This is a genomic window from Pantoea sp. IMH (assembly GCF_000599885.1).
GTDB lineage: Bacteria > Pseudomonadota > Gammaproteobacteria > Enterobacterales > Enterobacteriaceae > Erwinia.
Genome location: NZ_JFGT01000005.1, coordinates 1,120,591 through 1,136,601, shown reverse-complemented (window position 1 = coordinate 1,136,601; position 16,011 = coordinate 1,120,591). Strand labels below are relative to the sequence as shown.

Sequence of the window (16,011 nt, the reverse complement as noted above, 5' to 3'; positions counted from 1 at the left end):
TCCTTGATGGCCCGGAAGAGTCGTCAGGTATAACAGGAGAACAACATGACTGAAACTGAGCAGACGCCAAAGTCCCCGGTGTGGAAACGTATTTTGTGGATGGTGGTTATCTATGCCGGAAGCATACTGGCCCTCACTGTAGTAGCGACGCTATTTCGCATGATGATGACAGCGGCGGGCATGAAATCACACTGATCGCCGGAAAGAATAAGCCGACAGCAATGTCGGCTTTTTTATTGCGCCGATCATCGGGATCGCCGGCGTCAGCCAGCGTCGGTCAGGCTGCACGCTGGCGATCCCCTTAGCGAACTCCTCACCGCGCCCGTCACCGCACTGTCATATTTTTACACATAACCGCAGCGGTAAGCTTTGCAGGATGGTCTACGCTTAATGTTCACCCAGAGGAAATCATTTCATTTAGAAGGAGGCACCATGAGTCTGTTAGACAAAGCCAACGATAAAGCTGATGAAGCAGTAGGTCTGGGCCAGGAGCAGTTTGGCAAAGCCACTGACTCACCGGAGCATGAGTTTAAAGGGAAAGTGCGTCAGAATGCGGCAAAAGCCAGCTACGCCGTTGATGATGCTCTGGACTGCGTGAAGACGAAAACGCAGGATTCTCCTTTTGTATCGCTGGCGATCGCCGCTGGCGTAGGCTTCCTGGCCGCGAAAATTTTTGGTCGCCGCTAGGTTGCCAGGGCGTGATTTACTTTCACGCTCACCGCTGAAAAGGCCGACGATGTCGGCCTTTTTTATGCCTGAGATTCAGACTTCCTCCCGATATTTTTCCGCTTTCAGCTGCGCCCGCGGCGTGTAAAAACGTCTGTAGGAGAGGTAGCCTGCGATAATCGTTGAAAGGCTGGCCGTACCGAGGAGCATAAAGGTCACCATAATCTGATATTTGATCGCCTTTACCGGATCGATACCGGCAAAGATCAGCCCGGACATCATTCCCGGCAGGCTGACAATGCCGACGGTTTTCGCCGCATCCACTGTCGGGATCATCGCGGCGCGGATGCTGTCACGAAGCAGCCCGCCGGTGGCCATCTTTATGGATGCGCCAAGGCTGAGCCTTTCCAGAATCTGCTGCCGGTTATCCCGAAAGCGCTGATTAAGATTGCTGTAGCACAGGCCTACTGCCACCATCGCGTTACCGGCAATCATGCCAGAGAGCGGAATGACCTGCATCGGCACAAACTTGATCGCCCCGCTGAGGATAAGGATCAGGAGCGTAAGCGTTGTACTCAGCGTTATTGCAATAAAAGAGATCGTCAGCGCAGCCTCCATATTCTGGCTGCGTTTACGGGCATTCAGGGCGGCATTTACGCAGATAAAGAGCACCATCAGCAGGGTAAACCAGCCATTATCCAGCTGAAAAATGGATTTCAGCACATAGCCGATGATAATCAGCTGAACGATGGCGCGCGTCACGCTCCAGAGAATGCTCTTTTCCAGCCCCAGTCGCTCCTTCCTGCTGACAATCAGGGCGATCGCCACCAGCATCAGCGCCAGCACCAGTGACTCATTGGTAATATCATGCTGATCCATCAGCTTCTCCTCTTTCTGGCGGGGGTAAAGTCACTACGTTTGCAGCCTCTGCAATCTCCTTGCTCTGGTGACTGACTGCGATCACCGCTACGCCCTTCTCCTTTACCAGACCGGCGATCAGGCGATCGATGCGCGCCCTGTTCTCTTCATCCAGCGCGCTGGTTATCTCATCGAGCAACAGCACATCCGGTAAAAATTGCAGATGCCGCAGCAGCGCCACCCGCTGCTTCTCACCACCTGAAAGCTGCCCGATCCTTTTATGCAGCATATCCGCGGGCAACTCCACCTTCTCCAGGTCGCGCCTCAGCGCATCGTCCTTAACGCTCTGCTGGCGTATCTGCCAGGGTAGCGCAAGGTTGTCATAGACGGTTTCGCCAAACAACACCGGCGACTGAAAGCAGTAGGAAATGTGCTGGCGCCAGAATTCTGGCCGCATGGCTGCCGCAGGCTGGCCTTTGAAAAAGATCCTCCCCTGGGTGGCATCGATAAGCGAGGCGATGATTTTTAGCAACGTGCTTTTACCACTGCCGGAAGGGCCGGTTATCAGTAAATACTCACCCACATTCAACGTGAGTGAAACGGGCTTCAGCAGCGTGGTGCCGCCCAGCTGATAGCCCACATCCTGCACCTCAAGCAGAGGCGAAGAGTTCGACATTATAGTTTCATCCTGAAAAAAGACAGGCTCCGATCATAACCCTAAATTCCGGCAAATTCCGCTATGGCGACAGGATGGAGGAAGCTCTGATTAAAGCTGATACCACGCCGGAACATTAATAACTGAATGGAGAAAAACCTTCTCACTGATAGCCCGACCTGCGCCCCTCGTGGTGCGTAACGCTTTACGCCTGTTCCGGTTCCCTTGGCTTGAGATTTGTCAGCAATAAAAAAACGATCCCCGAAGGGATCGTCTTTATTATTTTCGGCGAGATGCCAGTAACGGTTTGCCGGGGACGAGTTAAACGCCGCCCGGTAGACTCTTACTTAGCGTCATCCGGCAGCGCATAGGCAACCACATAGTCACCCATGTCGGTACCAAAGGAGCCATGGCCGCCAGCCATAATCAGCACATACTGCTTGCCGTTGACTTCATAAGTCATTGGCGTCGCCTGCCCGCCTGCTGGCAGACGGCCTTCCCACAGTTTTTCACCGTTGTTCACGTTGAACGCACGCAGATAATTATCTGCAGTCGCCGCGATAAACATCAGGTTACCAGCCGTGGAGATTGGGCCGCCCAGCATTGGCATACCCATCTTGAACGGCAGTGGCAGCGGAGAGCTGTCGCGTACGGTACCGATACGTTTCTTCCAGACGATGTCGTTGGTTTTCAAATCGACCGCGGAGATGTATCCCCAGGCCGGCTGTTTACAAGGAAGACCAAACGGAGAAAGGAACGGATTCAGCGTGACGCCGAAAGGCACACCATACTGCGGCTGAACGCCCGTTTCGGAACCGGTACCGCCTTTGTCTGACTCGTCCGGCCAGAGTGGGTTCTCTGGACTGCGCGGGATCAGACGGGAAACAAACGGCAGCGCCATTGGGTTCGTCAGCGCGATCTGGCGATCGGTGTTAACAGAAATACCGCCCCACTCGAACATGCCCAGGTTGCCAGGGAAGACTAGCGTACCCTGCTCTGACGGCGGCGTGAACGGACCTTCATAGCGCAGGCTGTGGAACATCACCCGACAGACCAGCTGATCGTAGACCGTTGCACCCCACATGTCCGCACCGCTCAGATGCTGCTCAGGACGGTAGGTCAGCTTAGAGTATGGCTGGGTAGGTGACAGACGATCGCCCTTCGCCGGACCCTGTGGAACCGGGGTTTCTGGCGCAGGAACAACCGTTTTACCGGTACGACGATCCAGGACAAAGATGTCGCCGGTTTTCGCCGGAACATAAATAACCGGTACGGTATTACCGTCTTTGTCAGTGATATCCGCCAGCGTTGGCTGGGCCGGTACGTCCATATCCCACAGATCGTGATGAACGGTCTGATAGAACCAGGCCAGCTTACCGGTGGTGGCGTTCAGCGCGAGCATGCCGTTAGCAAAACGCTCCATTTCCGGCGTGCGGTGTCCGCCCCAGATATCTGGCGTACCGACGCCCATCGGCACGTAGACCAGATCCAGTTTGGCGTCATAGGCTGATGGCGCCCATGAGTTAGGTGAGTTAGCGACATAGTGCTGCTCGTCTCCAGGCAGGACGTTAGGATCTTTCGCACCTGGATCGAACGCCCAAAGCAGCTTACCGCTGTTGACGTCAAAACCACGGATCACGCCGGACGGTTCACGGGTGGAGTAGTTATCGGTCACCGAGCCCGCCATCACAATCACTTTGTCGGTGATAACCGGCGGAGAGGTCGGCTCATACGCGCCGGAGCGGGCGTTTGGCATATTCTGCTGAAGGTTCAGCTTGCCGTTTTCACCAAATTCCGGACAGAGTTCGCCCGTTTCTGCATCCAGTGCGTACAGGCTGCCATCGTTAACTGGCAGGATGATACGACGTGAGCAGAGTGCAGGTTTGCTACCCGCAGGCAGCGCAGCCACATCCGGCGTTTCATGATACGAAACACCACGGCAGGTCACATGCTGGAACGCAGGCGTGGTTTTCAGCTGCGGATCGAATTTCCACTTCTGTTTACCGGTTGCCGCATCCAGTGCGAACAGGATCTGGTGCGCGGTGCAGAGATAGAGCGAGTCCCCAATTTTGATAGGCGTCACTTCGTTAGTGATCTCGCCCGGATCGGTTGGACGCTTGACGTCACCCGTCTGGAAGGTCCAGGCCTCTTTCAGCTGTCCGACATTTTTATCGTTGATCTGCGTCAGCGGTGAATAGCGGGTACCCGCCTGGGTACGGCCATAGGCTGGCCAGTCACCGGCAGCGATGCCTTCTGCGCTCTCTGTGGCGCCCTGAGCGTTAGCCGTCTGATCGTGTTTGAATTCACCGTTAATAACTTGCGGATCGTTGAACACCGAATAGGCCAGTGCGATGACCGTTACCAGCAGCACGGCGGCCAGTGAACCCCGTGACGCTTTACCCGGATTCAGGCCACGATAGATAAACGGCAGAATCAGCCAGAGGCCGAGGAAGAAAGTGACATCCAGACGCGGCGTCAGCGCCCAGAAATCGGAACCCACTTCCCAGAGGGACCAGATCAGCGTGCCAAGCAGGAATATCGCATACAGCATCAGTGCTGATGAGCGACGACGGAACAGCAGCCAGGCGACAGCCAGCTCAATCACACCGGCGATGATGTAATAGAACGAGCCGCCCAGTTTTGCCAGCCAGATACCCCCGATCAGCAGATATAATCCACTGATAGCGGCAAATACAGCCGTAATAATCACGAGTATCCGTGATAACGGTGTTTTACTTTGCATAGTATGAACCTTACCAAAATGTAAACGTCTTCGATTCAGCGCCTGAGCCAAATCGTTAAAAACACCCGGTTTATCTCTTATATCCATCCCGGTGTTTTGAACCTGCCGTCCGGCATGGGCCGGCTGACAGGTTGTTCTGGATGCTGTTACTGGAAGCTATAGGTAAGCGTAGCTCCACCACCGTAGTTCCGCCCGGGCGCAGGTTCGTAGTAGCGCCCGTTACCTTCATTCACAATGACTGAACCGACGTAGGCTTTATCAAAAAGATTGTCGATGCGGCCGAAAAGATCCAGTGACCACCGTTCCCAGTTAAGCCGGTAGCCCGTATTGAGGCTGGCAACCGTGTAGGACGGCGCTTTCGCGTTGTTCTCGTCATTGGCCTGCAGGCTGCTCATGTAGCGCAGCTCCGCCCCGGCATGCCAGCCCTGTTCTGGTGCCCACGCCAGGGCCGCATAACCCATATTCCGGGCCACGCCCGGCAGACGATTACCCGATGGCGTACAGCTACCGCTGGCGTCACAGGTTTCATTGCGGTAGGTGGCGTCGAGCAGCGTCCAGGCCATTTTCATCTGCCAGTTCTCGGCAAACTGCTGGTCAAAAGCGAGTTCAACGCCCCGGCGGCGTGTTTTCCCGGCGTTTTTATAGACCGAGCGGCCATTACTGCTTTGCGCAACAACCAGTTCGTTGTCGGTGTTGGTCTGGAAAATAGCTGCCGTCAACAGGCCATACCCCAGGCGGGTTTTGCTGCCCAGCTCGATGGTGTCGCTGGTGGCGGGCTTGAGGCCCAGATTGAGTCCGGTCTGATCGCCGCTGACGGAGCGGTAGGAGAGCTCATTGATGGTGGGCGTTTCAAAGCCGCGACCGGCGGAAACGTAGAGATTCCACGCATCGCTGACCGCGTAATTGAGCGATCCCATCGGCAGCAGTTTATGATAGCGGGTGCTGCCGCTGTCATCGCCGTTGCCCGGCTCAATATAATAGTCTTCTGAATCAAAGCTGATTGTGCTGTAGCGCAGGCCCGCGTCCAGCGTCCACTTCGGCGTAAGCTGCCAGCTGGTTTGCAGATAAGGGTCCAGATTCCACATGGTGTTTTTTTCATTGCGGCGCTGGCTTCCCTTGACGCCATACTCAGGTGCGCCATTCACCAGCGTAAAATTCTCGAAGCCCTGGCGCCGTTCGGTCATGGTTTCATAATCCAGCCCGCCGATCAGCGTAAAGGGCATCGTGCCGATAAGATCGTCATGCTTCCAGCGGGTATCCACGCCGGAATATTTACGCTCAAGGACGATAACGCCGCCGGCCTGAGTCGGATTGAGCTGCGGCGCACGGGGGATTGACTGGTATTGCGTCGTATGCCGCTCACCGTGCCAGGTGGTGAGGGTTAACTGGTCTTTCTCGCTCATGTCGCGCTGATAGCGCAGGCCGACCTGAGTCTGATCCAGGCTCTTGCGGGTGTTGAAGCTGTCGCCGCGCGGTGACTGACGCGGATTCTGCTGCCACTCTTCTTTACTCAGGCCGCCGGGATCGTTCGCATCCACCGAAACGCTGTTGAACATTAACGTCAGCGTGCTGGCTTCATCAAGACGGACGCCCAGCTTGCCATTACCGAGGCTTTTTTGCGTCCCGCTGTGATCGCGGTAGCCGTGCGTGGTGAAGCGCGATCCGGAAAGCGTGTAATTAACGTCGCCCACATGGCTGCCGTCTCCCGTCGCGCCGCTCGCCTTAACGCTGTTGCGCCAGCTTCCATAGCTGCCATACCAGGTACCCGCACTGAGTGTGGCCGGTTCAGTACCCGTTTCCGTATCAATATTCACCACGCCGCCGGAGGCGTTACCGTAAAGCGCAGAGTATGGACCGCGCAGCACTTCAACCCGCGCTACCGAATTGATATCAATATTTGAGGTTTGTCCCTGGCCATCCGGCATCGTTGAGGGGATGCCGTCAACGTACACCCGTACGCCTCTCACGCCGTACATCGAACGGCTGCCAAATCCACGCACCGAAAGCTGCAGATCCTGAGCGTAATTTTGCCGGTTCTGTATCTGCAAGCCGGGAACGCTACCCAGCCCTTCAGAGAGGTTAACCTGGGCGGAATTATTGCGAAGCGCCTCACCACTCACGATGCTGACCGCAGCGGGAGTATCCAGCTCGGAAAGGCCGGTGCGTTGTTTAAGGACAATAATTGAGTTTTCCTGGCCGGGCGCGTCAGCGCGCTCTGAGACGCCGGCAGCCCGGGCAGCGCTGACCGTAGCAGGCAGCAGAATGAGCGGCGTCAGGAGAAAAGCAAAGGTTTTGTTATTCACGGGATTCAGTCTGCTGTGTTAATCCGTCATAAAGCGTCTCAGCCGGGTTGTCGGGAAAAGCGCGGCTTTCCCGTCAGCGTCGCTGCGAAGCACGTGTGCATCACTGCATCAAAAGTATATAAGTAGTTTCAAAACTTGCGTTGTTCGCCCCACCACTTACGGGTGAAATCCCTCTTAAATTGGAGGGAAAAGGCTGTTTTCATGCAGAATGTCAGAGGAATAGGTTACCGACGGCGGAGATTGTAGCATTACCTCGCTGGTTTGCGAACCTTTGTTAAAATTTTTGCTGAATTGATTCAGTCTTGCCGCGGTGAGAGACAATAAAAACCCACCAGCCTTTAACAAAAAGCGTCTTCTGTTCCGCTTTTAGCCTGTTCTGCCTGACGGCTGCGGCCAGGGCCGTCTATACTTGTCTCTTCAACATACTTAAGGATGATGTATGCGCAATCAGCCCCTGCCACCCCACAAATGCCCGCTGAAAACGCCTCTTGTCGTCAGGGGAGTCATATGTGCTGCTATAGTGCTGATCACCGCCTGTTCTTCGGGCAATAAAGGCATGCCCTGCCATGGCCGGATGGAGACGCTCAGCGGCGAACCTAAAGGGCTGGTAGAAGGAACCATCATTGACCGCTTCACCTCTTTTCGCGTGAGCATGCCCGATGTGACGCTTGAGAGCGGGCCGCTCCACAGCAACGATCGGCAGCGCTATCTGCCCTCTGCCGTTACCCGTGAGGGATGGCTGGCACAGCGCCTTTCCGATACGCGCTTCAGCGTGATTAATGCTCCGCAGGATAAAATGATTGTTTTCTCCTGCCCTGCCCGCGCCATCTGATTTTCCTTTCCTTTTTAATTTTGCCACCTGTCAATCCCCCTTTCAGGGATGCTTTCTGGACGGTTCTGAAAGAGACAGGCAGGTGGGAAAACCCGTACACAGCTGTGTTATAACCTTTGTTCATTCCTCTGCCTGAAAAGGATAATAAATGAACACCAGCCTGATGATTGCCAACCGTCACACCTTTTTCGGCCCCGGCAGTTTGCGGGAACTGCTGCCTTTACTGCACAGCGAAGCTGTGCCGACGCTGCTGTTTTGCGGCCAGTCGTTTTTGCAAAGCGCAGCGTGGCGGTCACTGGAGGCTGAACTGTCGCCGCTGCTGGCCGGGACGGAGATTGTCAGGCATGAAGCCTCACCGGATGAAATCGACGTCTGGGTCGATCGCTGGCGGAATAAAGTTGCGCGCGTGGTGGCGATCGGCGGCGGCAGCGTGCTTGATGCCGCCAAAGCGTTTGCCACCATGAGCCAGCACTCTCTGCCTACGCTGCGCTATCTGGAAAAAGTGGGTGATACCGCCGTAACCGGGAAAACGCTGCCGCTGATAGCCGTCCCGACCACCGCCGGAACGGGCAGCGAAGTGACGCAGAATGCCGTGGTTACCGATAAAAAAACGATCCAGGTGAAAGCTTCACTGCGACATGCCAACTATGTTCCCGACGTCGCTATTCTCGATCCTGACCTGCTGAAAGGCGCACCGGAAAACCTCCTCGCCTGCTGTGCCATCGACGCTTTTACCCATCTTTTTGAAGCCTATCTCTCCAGTAAAGGCAATCTGTTTACGCGACAAACGGCGCTCAACGGCCTGCGGGCCTTTGTCCATGCCTGGCCAAACCTCAACCGCAGCGATGAAGCGGGCGATGATGCGCGTCAGCAGATGCTGCTGGCGTCATGGCTGGGCGGCGTGAGCCTGAGTATGGCCGGGCTGGGCGTGATTCATGGTATTGCAGGCGAGCTGGGCGCGATCAGAGATTTTCACCATGGCGAAGTATGTAGCCGCTTATTGCTGCCGTTTCTGACGCTGCTGGCCGATGAAGAAAATGCCCAACAGCAGGCACTGATGAGCGCGCTTGCGGACGAGCTATTTCCGGGTTTTACGGTGCCACCGGCACGCCTGCTGGCCGCCTGGCTGAAAGATAATGCCATAGTCCGCTTCTGGGAAGCGCCGCCATCACTGAGTGAAGAAGAGGTTCGCTGGGTGCTGGCCCGCTCAAACAGCAAGAATGCTCTGGTGACCTACAGCGAGGCACAGCAGCGATTTATGATTGAAGAGGCGTATCAGGTCGCGTAACGCATCACGCGTCAGCTTGCACTGGATGCAGGAATGCTGGCCCGGAAAAGGCCAGCAGACTCAGTCACTGTAAGGCGTTGTTGAGCAGAATAGAGGTGATGATGCCTGTCGCTGCGGCGATCAATACATAGTTACCGTCAATATAGGCCCAGTGTTCACCGCGGGATGGCTTCTCCAGACCACGCTCTCGCCAGTCTGTGACACGATAATCTTTCGCATGAAAATGGGCCGGTAATGCCTGACCACGGTGGAACTGATGACCCTGCCAGGCAAAACGCTCGCGCTGTTGAAAATGGTGGGGGTTATTCTGTGCCCTGTGATGATTATCACGCTGGTTTAGGCCAGTGGAATGGCGGTCATTGCGTTCGCTTCCCTCATGGTGCCACTGCTGCCGATGCTCGTCGGCCTGGGTCAGGGGGGAAAATAAACTGCCGGTGGTCAGCACCATCATCAGTAAGGCCAGTGTCGTTTTTTTCATCCCATATTCTCCATTTGCTCACGGCTTCGAAAGCGCCGCTGAAGAGGACTATCGGTGAAAAGCGGTGGAAAAAACAGATCCGGCGCGCTGAATTACCCGCTTATTACGGTAATTTACAGCGGCTTATCGCTTCCTTAACACTGTGTGCAAATCTGGGAGAATATGGCGGCAGGAAGGTGAGGAGCCGTGGGCGTTATAACGTAAATACCCCCACCAGCATCGCTGACGGGGGTATTGGGTTCAGGGTTTCATCAGCCGGATGGCATGTTCCAGTATTTTCTGTTCATCACGTTCACTGTTTGTACGATCCTGACGGGTTTTCATGAGTAAATCCGCAATCACGGCCCGCTGGGTTTCATAACCGCCTTCGGCCAGAACGATAACAGCATCACCGATAACCCGACAGACTTCGTCATAATCCTCTTCGCTTAACACGTCTCTTTTCATTGCTTACCCTCCTTTAAATAACCTGGCACAGTCGGGGGGAAAAGCCAGGCAGAATCGGGATAAGACAGTGAAATTCCCATCAAATACGGCGCTTATTCAGCAGGTTAGATAAAGTAATGCAAGATGGAGTCGCGGCAGGATTATTAAACAGCACTCCGCCTCAGCCTGTGAGGCAGTGACAGGCTTTATTGAAAATAACAGCGGGAACGTATCCGTGCCATATGGGCCACGGATACTTATCATTTTTCGTGAACGCGCGGTAACGCAAACAAGGCTAAAGAATGCGACCGCGTTTTCCTCTCTTAGTGTTCCTTAAGATTTTTTCTGACCTTCGCTACATCCCCGGCGGTGACAGCAGCGGCTTTATTACTCCAGCCCTGACGGACAAAGGTCGCGAGCGCGGCGACCTCTTCGTCATTCAGACGATGGGCAAAACCGGGCATGGCGAGCGTTGAAGGTGCCTTCGCGGTAGAAGGTTGCTGCGCGCCGGCCAGAATGGTATGGATCAAACCGCCCGGATCTTCTGCATTAACAATGGTAGCCTGATCCAGCTGCGGAAATATCCCCGGCGCGCCTTTGCCGGTGACAAAGTGGCAGGCGCCGCAGTTGTCGATATAAAGCCGCTCGCCTTCGGTCAGATCCTTCGCCGCCGTCAGTTTCGCTTCCGTCGCCCCAGCCGCCCCGGAATCTACCGCTGGCAGAGAGGGATTGTTACCGAGGAATTTCAGATAGGCGGCGATAGCGTTCAGGTCCGCATCGGTCATCCACGAGGTGCTGTGTTCAACCACCGATTTCATCTCGCCACCGACTGCGGCCTTATCATTGCGGCCTGTCGCCAGATAATCCACGATTTCCTGCTGGCTCCAGCGCGGCAGACCGCGCAGCGACGGCACTTCCCACCCGTTCAGATTGCCGCCAGCCAGGAACGCGTCACTGCTGCTGTCGAACGCTTTTTCGTTCATTCCCAATCCACGCGGCGTATGGCAGCTACCGCAGTGACCCAGGCTTTCCACCAGGTAAGCGCCGCGATTAATCTCTGCCGACGCGCCGCCAACGGGCCTGAAGGGTTTATCCGTACTGAACGCCCAGTTCCAGAAGCGCATCCCCCAGCGCTGGCTGAATGGGAAGCTCAGATCGGTCTCGGGTGGCGATTCCGCGCTCGGCGCCACGCCATGCATAAAATAGGCATACAACGCATGCATATCTTTATCGCTGATTTTTGCATAGTCAGGATAAGGCATTGCCGGATAGAGTCGCGTCCCGTCCGGCAGCACGCCTTTACGCACCGCATCGGAGAACTGTTCTTCGCTGTAGCGGCCAATCCCCTGCGCTTTATCCGGCGTGATATTGGTCGAGTAGATTGTCCCGAGGGCAGACTCAATGGCCAGACCGCCGGAAAACGCAGGTTTGCCCGGCAGGGAGTGACACGCACCGCAGTCACCCAGGCGGGAGATATATTCGCCCTGCCCGATCAGTTCTGCATCCGCATCCTCAGCCTGGGCGCTGGCGGCAAACCCCAGGCTTATCAGTACGGAGCTGGCAATAAAAAAGGTTTTCATTTTCATCAGGTTAATCTCCTTTATGCCTGAACCAGCGGACCGGGGTTTTTCAGATAAAGATCCTTGATTGCCTGAGCGGCCATCAGCGTTAAGGCACCAATCGTATCTGTCGGATTCGCCTGGAAGTTCTGCGGGAAAGCATTACCGCCCGGCACGAAGACATTGTGAACGTCCCAGCTTTGCAAGTAACGGTTAAGCGCGGAGGTTTCCGGGTTCTCGCCCATGATCGCGCCGCCCACGTTGTGGGTGGAGACATATTTGGTCAGATCAAAGTTAGAATCCATCGACAGGAAACTTTCGCTATAGCTGTCCGGATTAAGCTCTTTGGTGAGATTACCGACGATACCCTTCAGATATTGCTGGAGCTTAAGCTCATTCTCTTTCCAGTTGAAGGTCATGCGCAGCAGAGGGTAGCCATACTCATCCTTGTAGTTAGGATCGAGATCAAGGTAGATATCGCGGTATGACATACAGGTCGTGGTTATGCTGATTTTCATGGAGTGGCCGTACCACTCTTCCAGCCCCTCTTTCCAACCCGTTCCCCAGGCAGGCGTCCCTTTAGGCAGTGCGGTACTGATTGGCGTACCCGTTGCCTGGGAACTGTGAATCTTCGCCCCGCCGATGAAGCCGAGCGCAGGGCCATCAAAGTTGCCTGGTGAAATGTCGTTAAACATCTGTCCCGTCGCGCCCGCAGTGGCAAACGGATTAAAATTCTTATCCTTGAAGAACAGCGTTGCGCCGCCATTGCTGAGGAAGGCGTAGTTCCGTCCCACCACCCCTTCATTGGTGATCGGGTTATAAGGCTTGCCGATGCCGGAAAGCAGCATCAGGCGAACGTTACAGAACTGGAAACTGCTCAGCACGACAATCTTCGCTGGCTGGAAGCATTCGTTCCCCTGCGCATCAATGTAGATCACGCCCTTAGCGGTTTTTTTGTCCTCATGCAGCACCACCTTCATCACGTTTGCATTCACTTCATAGGAGAAGTTGTCCATCCGCTTCAGCGAATCCATCACCGCCGTTTGCGGGGAGGCTTTGGAATAGTTCAGACAGGGATATTTGCTGCAATAGCCGCAGTAGTTGCACGGCGCAATCTGGTTGCCGTAGGGGTTAGTCCACGCGCGGGATACGCAGGCTGAGGGATTCGGGAACGGATGATAGCCAAGCTTTTTCGCCACATCGACGAACATCGTGTTATTCAGCGTATCGTCCAGCGGAGGCAGCGGATAGGGATTGGAACGCGGGCCTTCAAACGGGTCACCGCCTTCCAGTATCTCGCCGCGCAGGTTACCCGTCTTACCTGACTGGCCGCAGATACGCTCAAACTTATCGTAATAAGGCTCGATCTCATCCCATGTGAAGGGAAAATCACCGATGGTCATATCTTCCTGCAAAATACCCGGCTTGTAGGCCTCATCAGCGTAGGTTTTCAGCTTGATATCGGTCGGGGTTGGACGCAGCAGAACGCCTGTCCAGTGCAGCCCCGATCCGCCAACGCCGTTACCGGGACAGAATGCGCCCCACTTACGGGTGGGCAACGCCGTCTGGCTCATATTGTAGCGAACGGTGACCGCCGCTTCGGCGGGCGTGGCGAATACTTTATTACGGACGGCGTAAGCATACTCATCGGCGGGCTTTGGGTAGGCGAAATCGCTGTAGTCGCGATCGCCGCCGCGTTCAAGCGCACGCACTTTCAGTCCGGCCATCGCCAGTTCAATACTCATGAGTGAACCCGCCCAGCCCAGGCCGACGACAACGACGTCGACTTCTTCTTTATTTACCAGTGCCATCTTAAATCCTGCAATCTTCAGAAAACGGAAAAGTACTCAGTCAACTCAGGCGCGCTGGCCCAGAAGGCTGACCGGGCCGAGCGGATAGGGAACGTTATGTTGCTTAACCCATTCGGTGTAGCTGGCGCGGGCGCCGGGAAAACCGATGGCGATCCACGCCTTCATCCCTTTATTACCGCCGTACATCGGATCGGAAAGATAACCATGTTTGGTATCCGCAAGCAGTTCACTGAAGAATTGCGAGCCCTGCAGCGCGTCTTCACCCAGATCGCTAAAGTGAATGCCGTTTTTCTGAATCTGCGTCAGTACCGCATCTTTTTCTTCCACAGTGAGGGCATGGAAAAGTTTCTGATGCTGCTGCTGGCACCAGTCGTTAATTACACGAATGCCAATTTTATAGATCTGCTGAGGCCGGTAAGGGATCTGATAGCCCATCGTTGCCGGAGCGTGAGGCTCAAAAGGTCCCTGAAGATAAATCTCATCCCCCATATCGCCCTGCATCTGCTGGTCAATAAAGATGGGCACATTTGTTTCTAATGCGCCTGGTGCCTTTCCTTTCCCACCGGCAGGAATAAGCCGATCGCAGGCGGCCATGATAAATTGCCATTCATCACTGGAGAAAAAGACGGGTTGATATTCAAGCAGCTCGGGGGCGGCCATTTCCGCAGCCTCGGCCGCCGTTAATCCCCTTACTATCATATCGCTAAAGGGCAACGCCAAAAGCGACCCTAGTAAAAACTTACGGCGGGTTGTTTCTTTTTGAAGAAGCATAACATTACGACTCTCACATGCTAAAGAAATGTAATTTGGGTTAATTAATTTTTCTTTCATCTAACCTGGAGGCAATATCATGGAAACAACCATTACAAATTGTAATTTTTGTATCTAAAATATTAATTGTTAAGTTTATATCAACTGGCAGCGCAGGCGCTTAAGCGATAAACGCGCTACCGCCACTCTGGTTAGCTGCCTTGCCTGCCAATCTGCGCTTTAAATACACAATATCAGTAAAATCAACCAATAATAGTGAACCTTCGTTATCATACCGCGCCTGAACTGATGGAAATAATTCATCTGGCAGCCTAATCAAAAATTAACAATATAAAAACAAATAAGAGCCAATAATAAAACATCACCCATTATCCTGGATGATTTAATTCGCCATTGATGAATGTTACAGGCGGAGAAACAGGCGCATTAATGAATAAAGAAGCTAATGATCGGGCAGAAAGTAGCCTCTCCTGTTAACAGGAAGGTTCAGGAATGCAGGGACATAACTGTTCACGTTTAAGTGGGGGGAAATAAACGTCAGTGGCGACCCGGACGGGAGTGGATGGAGTAAACATTGTCTGTTCCTCCCATGGGCGAATTATCGGGCGTTGCAAAACGCGCATTATACCGCAGGCGAAACTCGTGCATCTCCTGGGCATCGGGTTCCATTTCACTTAAAAAGGCCAGCGCCAGCCTGACATGCTCGCTGCTTAATTCAACGGGAAGATAGGCCTTACGTAGCACGCCGCGCCAGAAAGCGATGCTTTCGTCCGATTCATCCAGAATGAAAACCTGATAGATAAACAGCACGCTGGCAGCATTCGCCAGATGCGCTTCATTTTCGCGGGAAATATAGTCGATAAAGGCTTCACCGGGCGCTTTGCCCATCTGGCTTATCAGTGACTCAACATACACGGGATCGAGATTCAGCCGCTTTGTTAATGCCCGCGTGGCGCGTCGGGCGCGGGAGTTGAGCACCCGGAAGCCAATAATAAATACCACAATCAGGGTCACAAGCATCAGCCAGATCATTTACGTTCCTGTCTAAACCAGTAGCAGCAGGGAAGCAGAGAAGGCCGACAGAGTAGCAGTACGCCAGGGCGCAAAGCAACCTGTAGAAAAGAAGGCAAAAGGCGCCTTTTTTGTCTTCCCTCAAACCGTCTCACATAAACTATTGTTATAGTTTCGCCTTAATTACCTGTCAGTGAGGACACATGAAACAATCGCTAATGAAAGCAAGCTTCTGCATTTTTGCACTCTCCCTTTTTTCCACTCAGGCAAGCGCGGCGTTAACTGGCTGTGCCGGCAAGAAACAGGAAATTGAGCAGCAGTTAAAATACGCTCAGCAGCATGGCAATACCCACCGCGTCGCCGGTCTGGAAAAAGCCCTGCGCGAAGTTAACGAAAACTGCACCGACAGCGGCCTGCTGAAAGAGCGTCAGGAAAAAGTGGCCGAAAAGAAACAGGAGGTCATGGAACGTGAGCAGGAGTTGAGAGAGGCAAAAGCTGACGGCAGACCGGATAAAATCGAAAAGAGAATGAAAAAACTGGATGAAGCGCGCGATGAACTGAAAGAAGCCGAAGCCGCGCTCTCCCGCTAATTTTCTCAGATCCACGATGG

The 16,011-nt window shown here is 54.3% G+C and carries 15 protein-coding genes; 5 read left to right on the top strand and 10 right to left on the bottom strand.

Going from position 1 to position 16,011, the window contains the following annotated elements; genetic code table 11:
• Window positions 1–45 precede the first annotated feature (45 nt).
• Both EA20_RS20315 and EA20_RS0113745 read left to right on the top strand, forming a co-directional pair.
• Window positions 46–195 carry a DUF2474 domain-containing protein gene (locus EA20_RS20315; RefSeq protein ID WP_071995418.1) on the top strand — a complete coding sequence of 50 codons (150 nt, stop codon included), beginning with the start codon at window positions 46–48 and terminating at the stop codon, window positions 193–195.
• A gap of 237 nt (window positions 196–432) precedes the next feature.
• On the top strand, window positions 433–687 hold the full coding sequence (locus tag EA20_RS0113745; RefSeq protein WP_024967381.1) for a CsbD family protein: 255 nt from the start codon (window positions 433–435) through the stop codon (window positions 685–687).
• A gap of 75 nt (window positions 688–762) precedes the next feature.
• On the opposite strand, the gene fetB is transcribed toward EA20_RS0113745, so the two are convergent.
• From fetB to pqqU, 4 genes are all read right to left on the bottom strand, one after another.
• Window positions 763–1,545 (bottom strand): iron export ABC transporter permease subunit FetB, encoded by a 783-nt coding sequence (gene fetB, locus EA20_RS0113740; RefSeq protein ID WP_024967380.1) that lies wholly within the window; start codon window positions 1,543–1,545, stop codon window positions 763–765.
• Entirely contained in the window at window positions 1,532–2,200 is a 669-nt protein-coding gene (gene fetA, locus EA20_RS0113735) for an iron ABC transporter ATP-binding protein FetA (RefSeq protein WP_024967379.1), read from the bottom strand. Before fetA ends, fetB begins: the two co-directional genes overlap by 14 nt.
• Window positions 2,201–2,522: 322 nt before the next feature.
• A complete protein-coding gene (locus EA20_RS0113730; protein ID WP_024967378.1) occupies window positions 2,523–4,922 on the bottom strand; it encodes a glucose/quinate/shikimate family membrane-bound PQQ-dependent dehydrogenase in 2,400 nt (799 codons plus the stop codon).
• Window positions 4,923–5,068: 146 nt separating this feature from the next.
• Window positions 5,069–7,234: a TonB-dependent receptor PqqU gene (pqqU, locus tag EA20_RS0113725; RefSeq protein WP_369699794.1), complete on the bottom strand. Its 2,166-nt coding sequence runs from the start codon at window positions 7,232–7,234 to the stop codon at window positions 5,069–5,071.
• A 430-nt stretch (window positions 7,235–7,664) separates the two neighbouring features.
• On the opposite strand from pqqU, the gene EA20_RS0113720 reads away from it, so the two are divergent.
• Together EA20_RS0113720 and EA20_RS0113715 are read left to right on the top strand one after the other, a co-directional pair.
• On the top strand, window positions 7,665–8,057 hold the full coding sequence (locus tag EA20_RS0113720; RefSeq protein ID WP_051516360.1) for a hypothetical protein: 393 nt from the start codon (window positions 7,665–7,667) through the stop codon (window positions 8,055–8,057).
• Window positions 8,058–8,205: 148 nt separating this feature from the next.
• Window positions 8,206–9,345, top strand: coding sequence for an iron-containing alcohol dehydrogenase (locus EA20_RS0113715; protein ID WP_024967375.1), 1,140 nt, complete (start codon window positions 8,206–8,208; stop codon window positions 9,343–9,345).
• Between the two features lie 64 nt (window positions 9,346–9,409).
• Here EA20_RS0113715 and EA20_RS0113710 read toward each other — a convergent pair whose 3' ends face one another.
• The 6 genes from EA20_RS0113710 to EA20_RS0113685 form a co-directional block, all read right to left on the bottom strand.
• Window positions 9,410–9,823, bottom strand: coding sequence for an RcnB family protein (locus tag EA20_RS0113710; protein WP_024967374.1), 414 nt, complete (start codon window positions 9,821–9,823; stop codon window positions 9,410–9,412).
• A 240-nt stretch (window positions 9,824–10,063) separates the two neighbouring features.
• Complete coding sequence (locus EA20_RS0113705; protein WP_024967373.1) at window positions 10,064–10,270, bottom strand: DUF2767 family protein; 207 nt, start codon at window positions 10,268–10,270, stop codon at window positions 10,064–10,066.
• Window positions 10,271–10,572: 302 nt separating this feature from the next.
• Window positions 10,573–11,829, bottom strand: a complete 1,257-nt coding sequence (locus tag EA20_RS0113700; protein ID WP_369699793.1) for a cytochrome c — start codon at window positions 11,827–11,829, stop codon at window positions 10,573–10,575.
• A gap of 20 nt (window positions 11,830–11,849) precedes the next feature.
• Window positions 11,850–13,619: a GMC family oxidoreductase gene (locus EA20_RS0113695; protein WP_024967371.1), complete on the bottom strand. Its 1,770-nt coding sequence runs from the start codon at window positions 13,617–13,619 to the stop codon at window positions 11,850–11,852.
• A 45-nt stretch (window positions 13,620–13,664) separates the two neighbouring features.
• Complete coding sequence (locus EA20_RS0113690; RefSeq protein WP_024967370.1) at window positions 13,665–14,390, bottom strand: gluconate 2-dehydrogenase subunit 3 family protein; 726 nt, start codon at window positions 14,388–14,390, stop codon at window positions 13,665–13,667.
• A gap of 537 nt (window positions 14,391–14,927) precedes the next feature.
• On the bottom strand, window positions 14,928–15,422 hold the full coding sequence (locus EA20_RS0113685; RefSeq protein ID WP_024967369.1) for a DUF1198 family protein: 495 nt from the start codon (window positions 15,420–15,422) through the stop codon (window positions 14,928–14,930).
• Window positions 15,423–15,604: 182 nt separating this feature from the next.
• On the opposite strand from EA20_RS0113685, the gene EA20_RS0113680 reads away from it, so the two are divergent.
• A complete protein-coding gene (locus EA20_RS0113680) occupies window positions 15,605–15,991 on the top strand; it encodes a DUF1090 domain-containing protein (protein ID WP_024967368.1) in 387 nt (128 codons plus the stop codon).
• The last annotated feature ends 20 nt before the right edge of the window (window positions 15,992–16,011 follow it).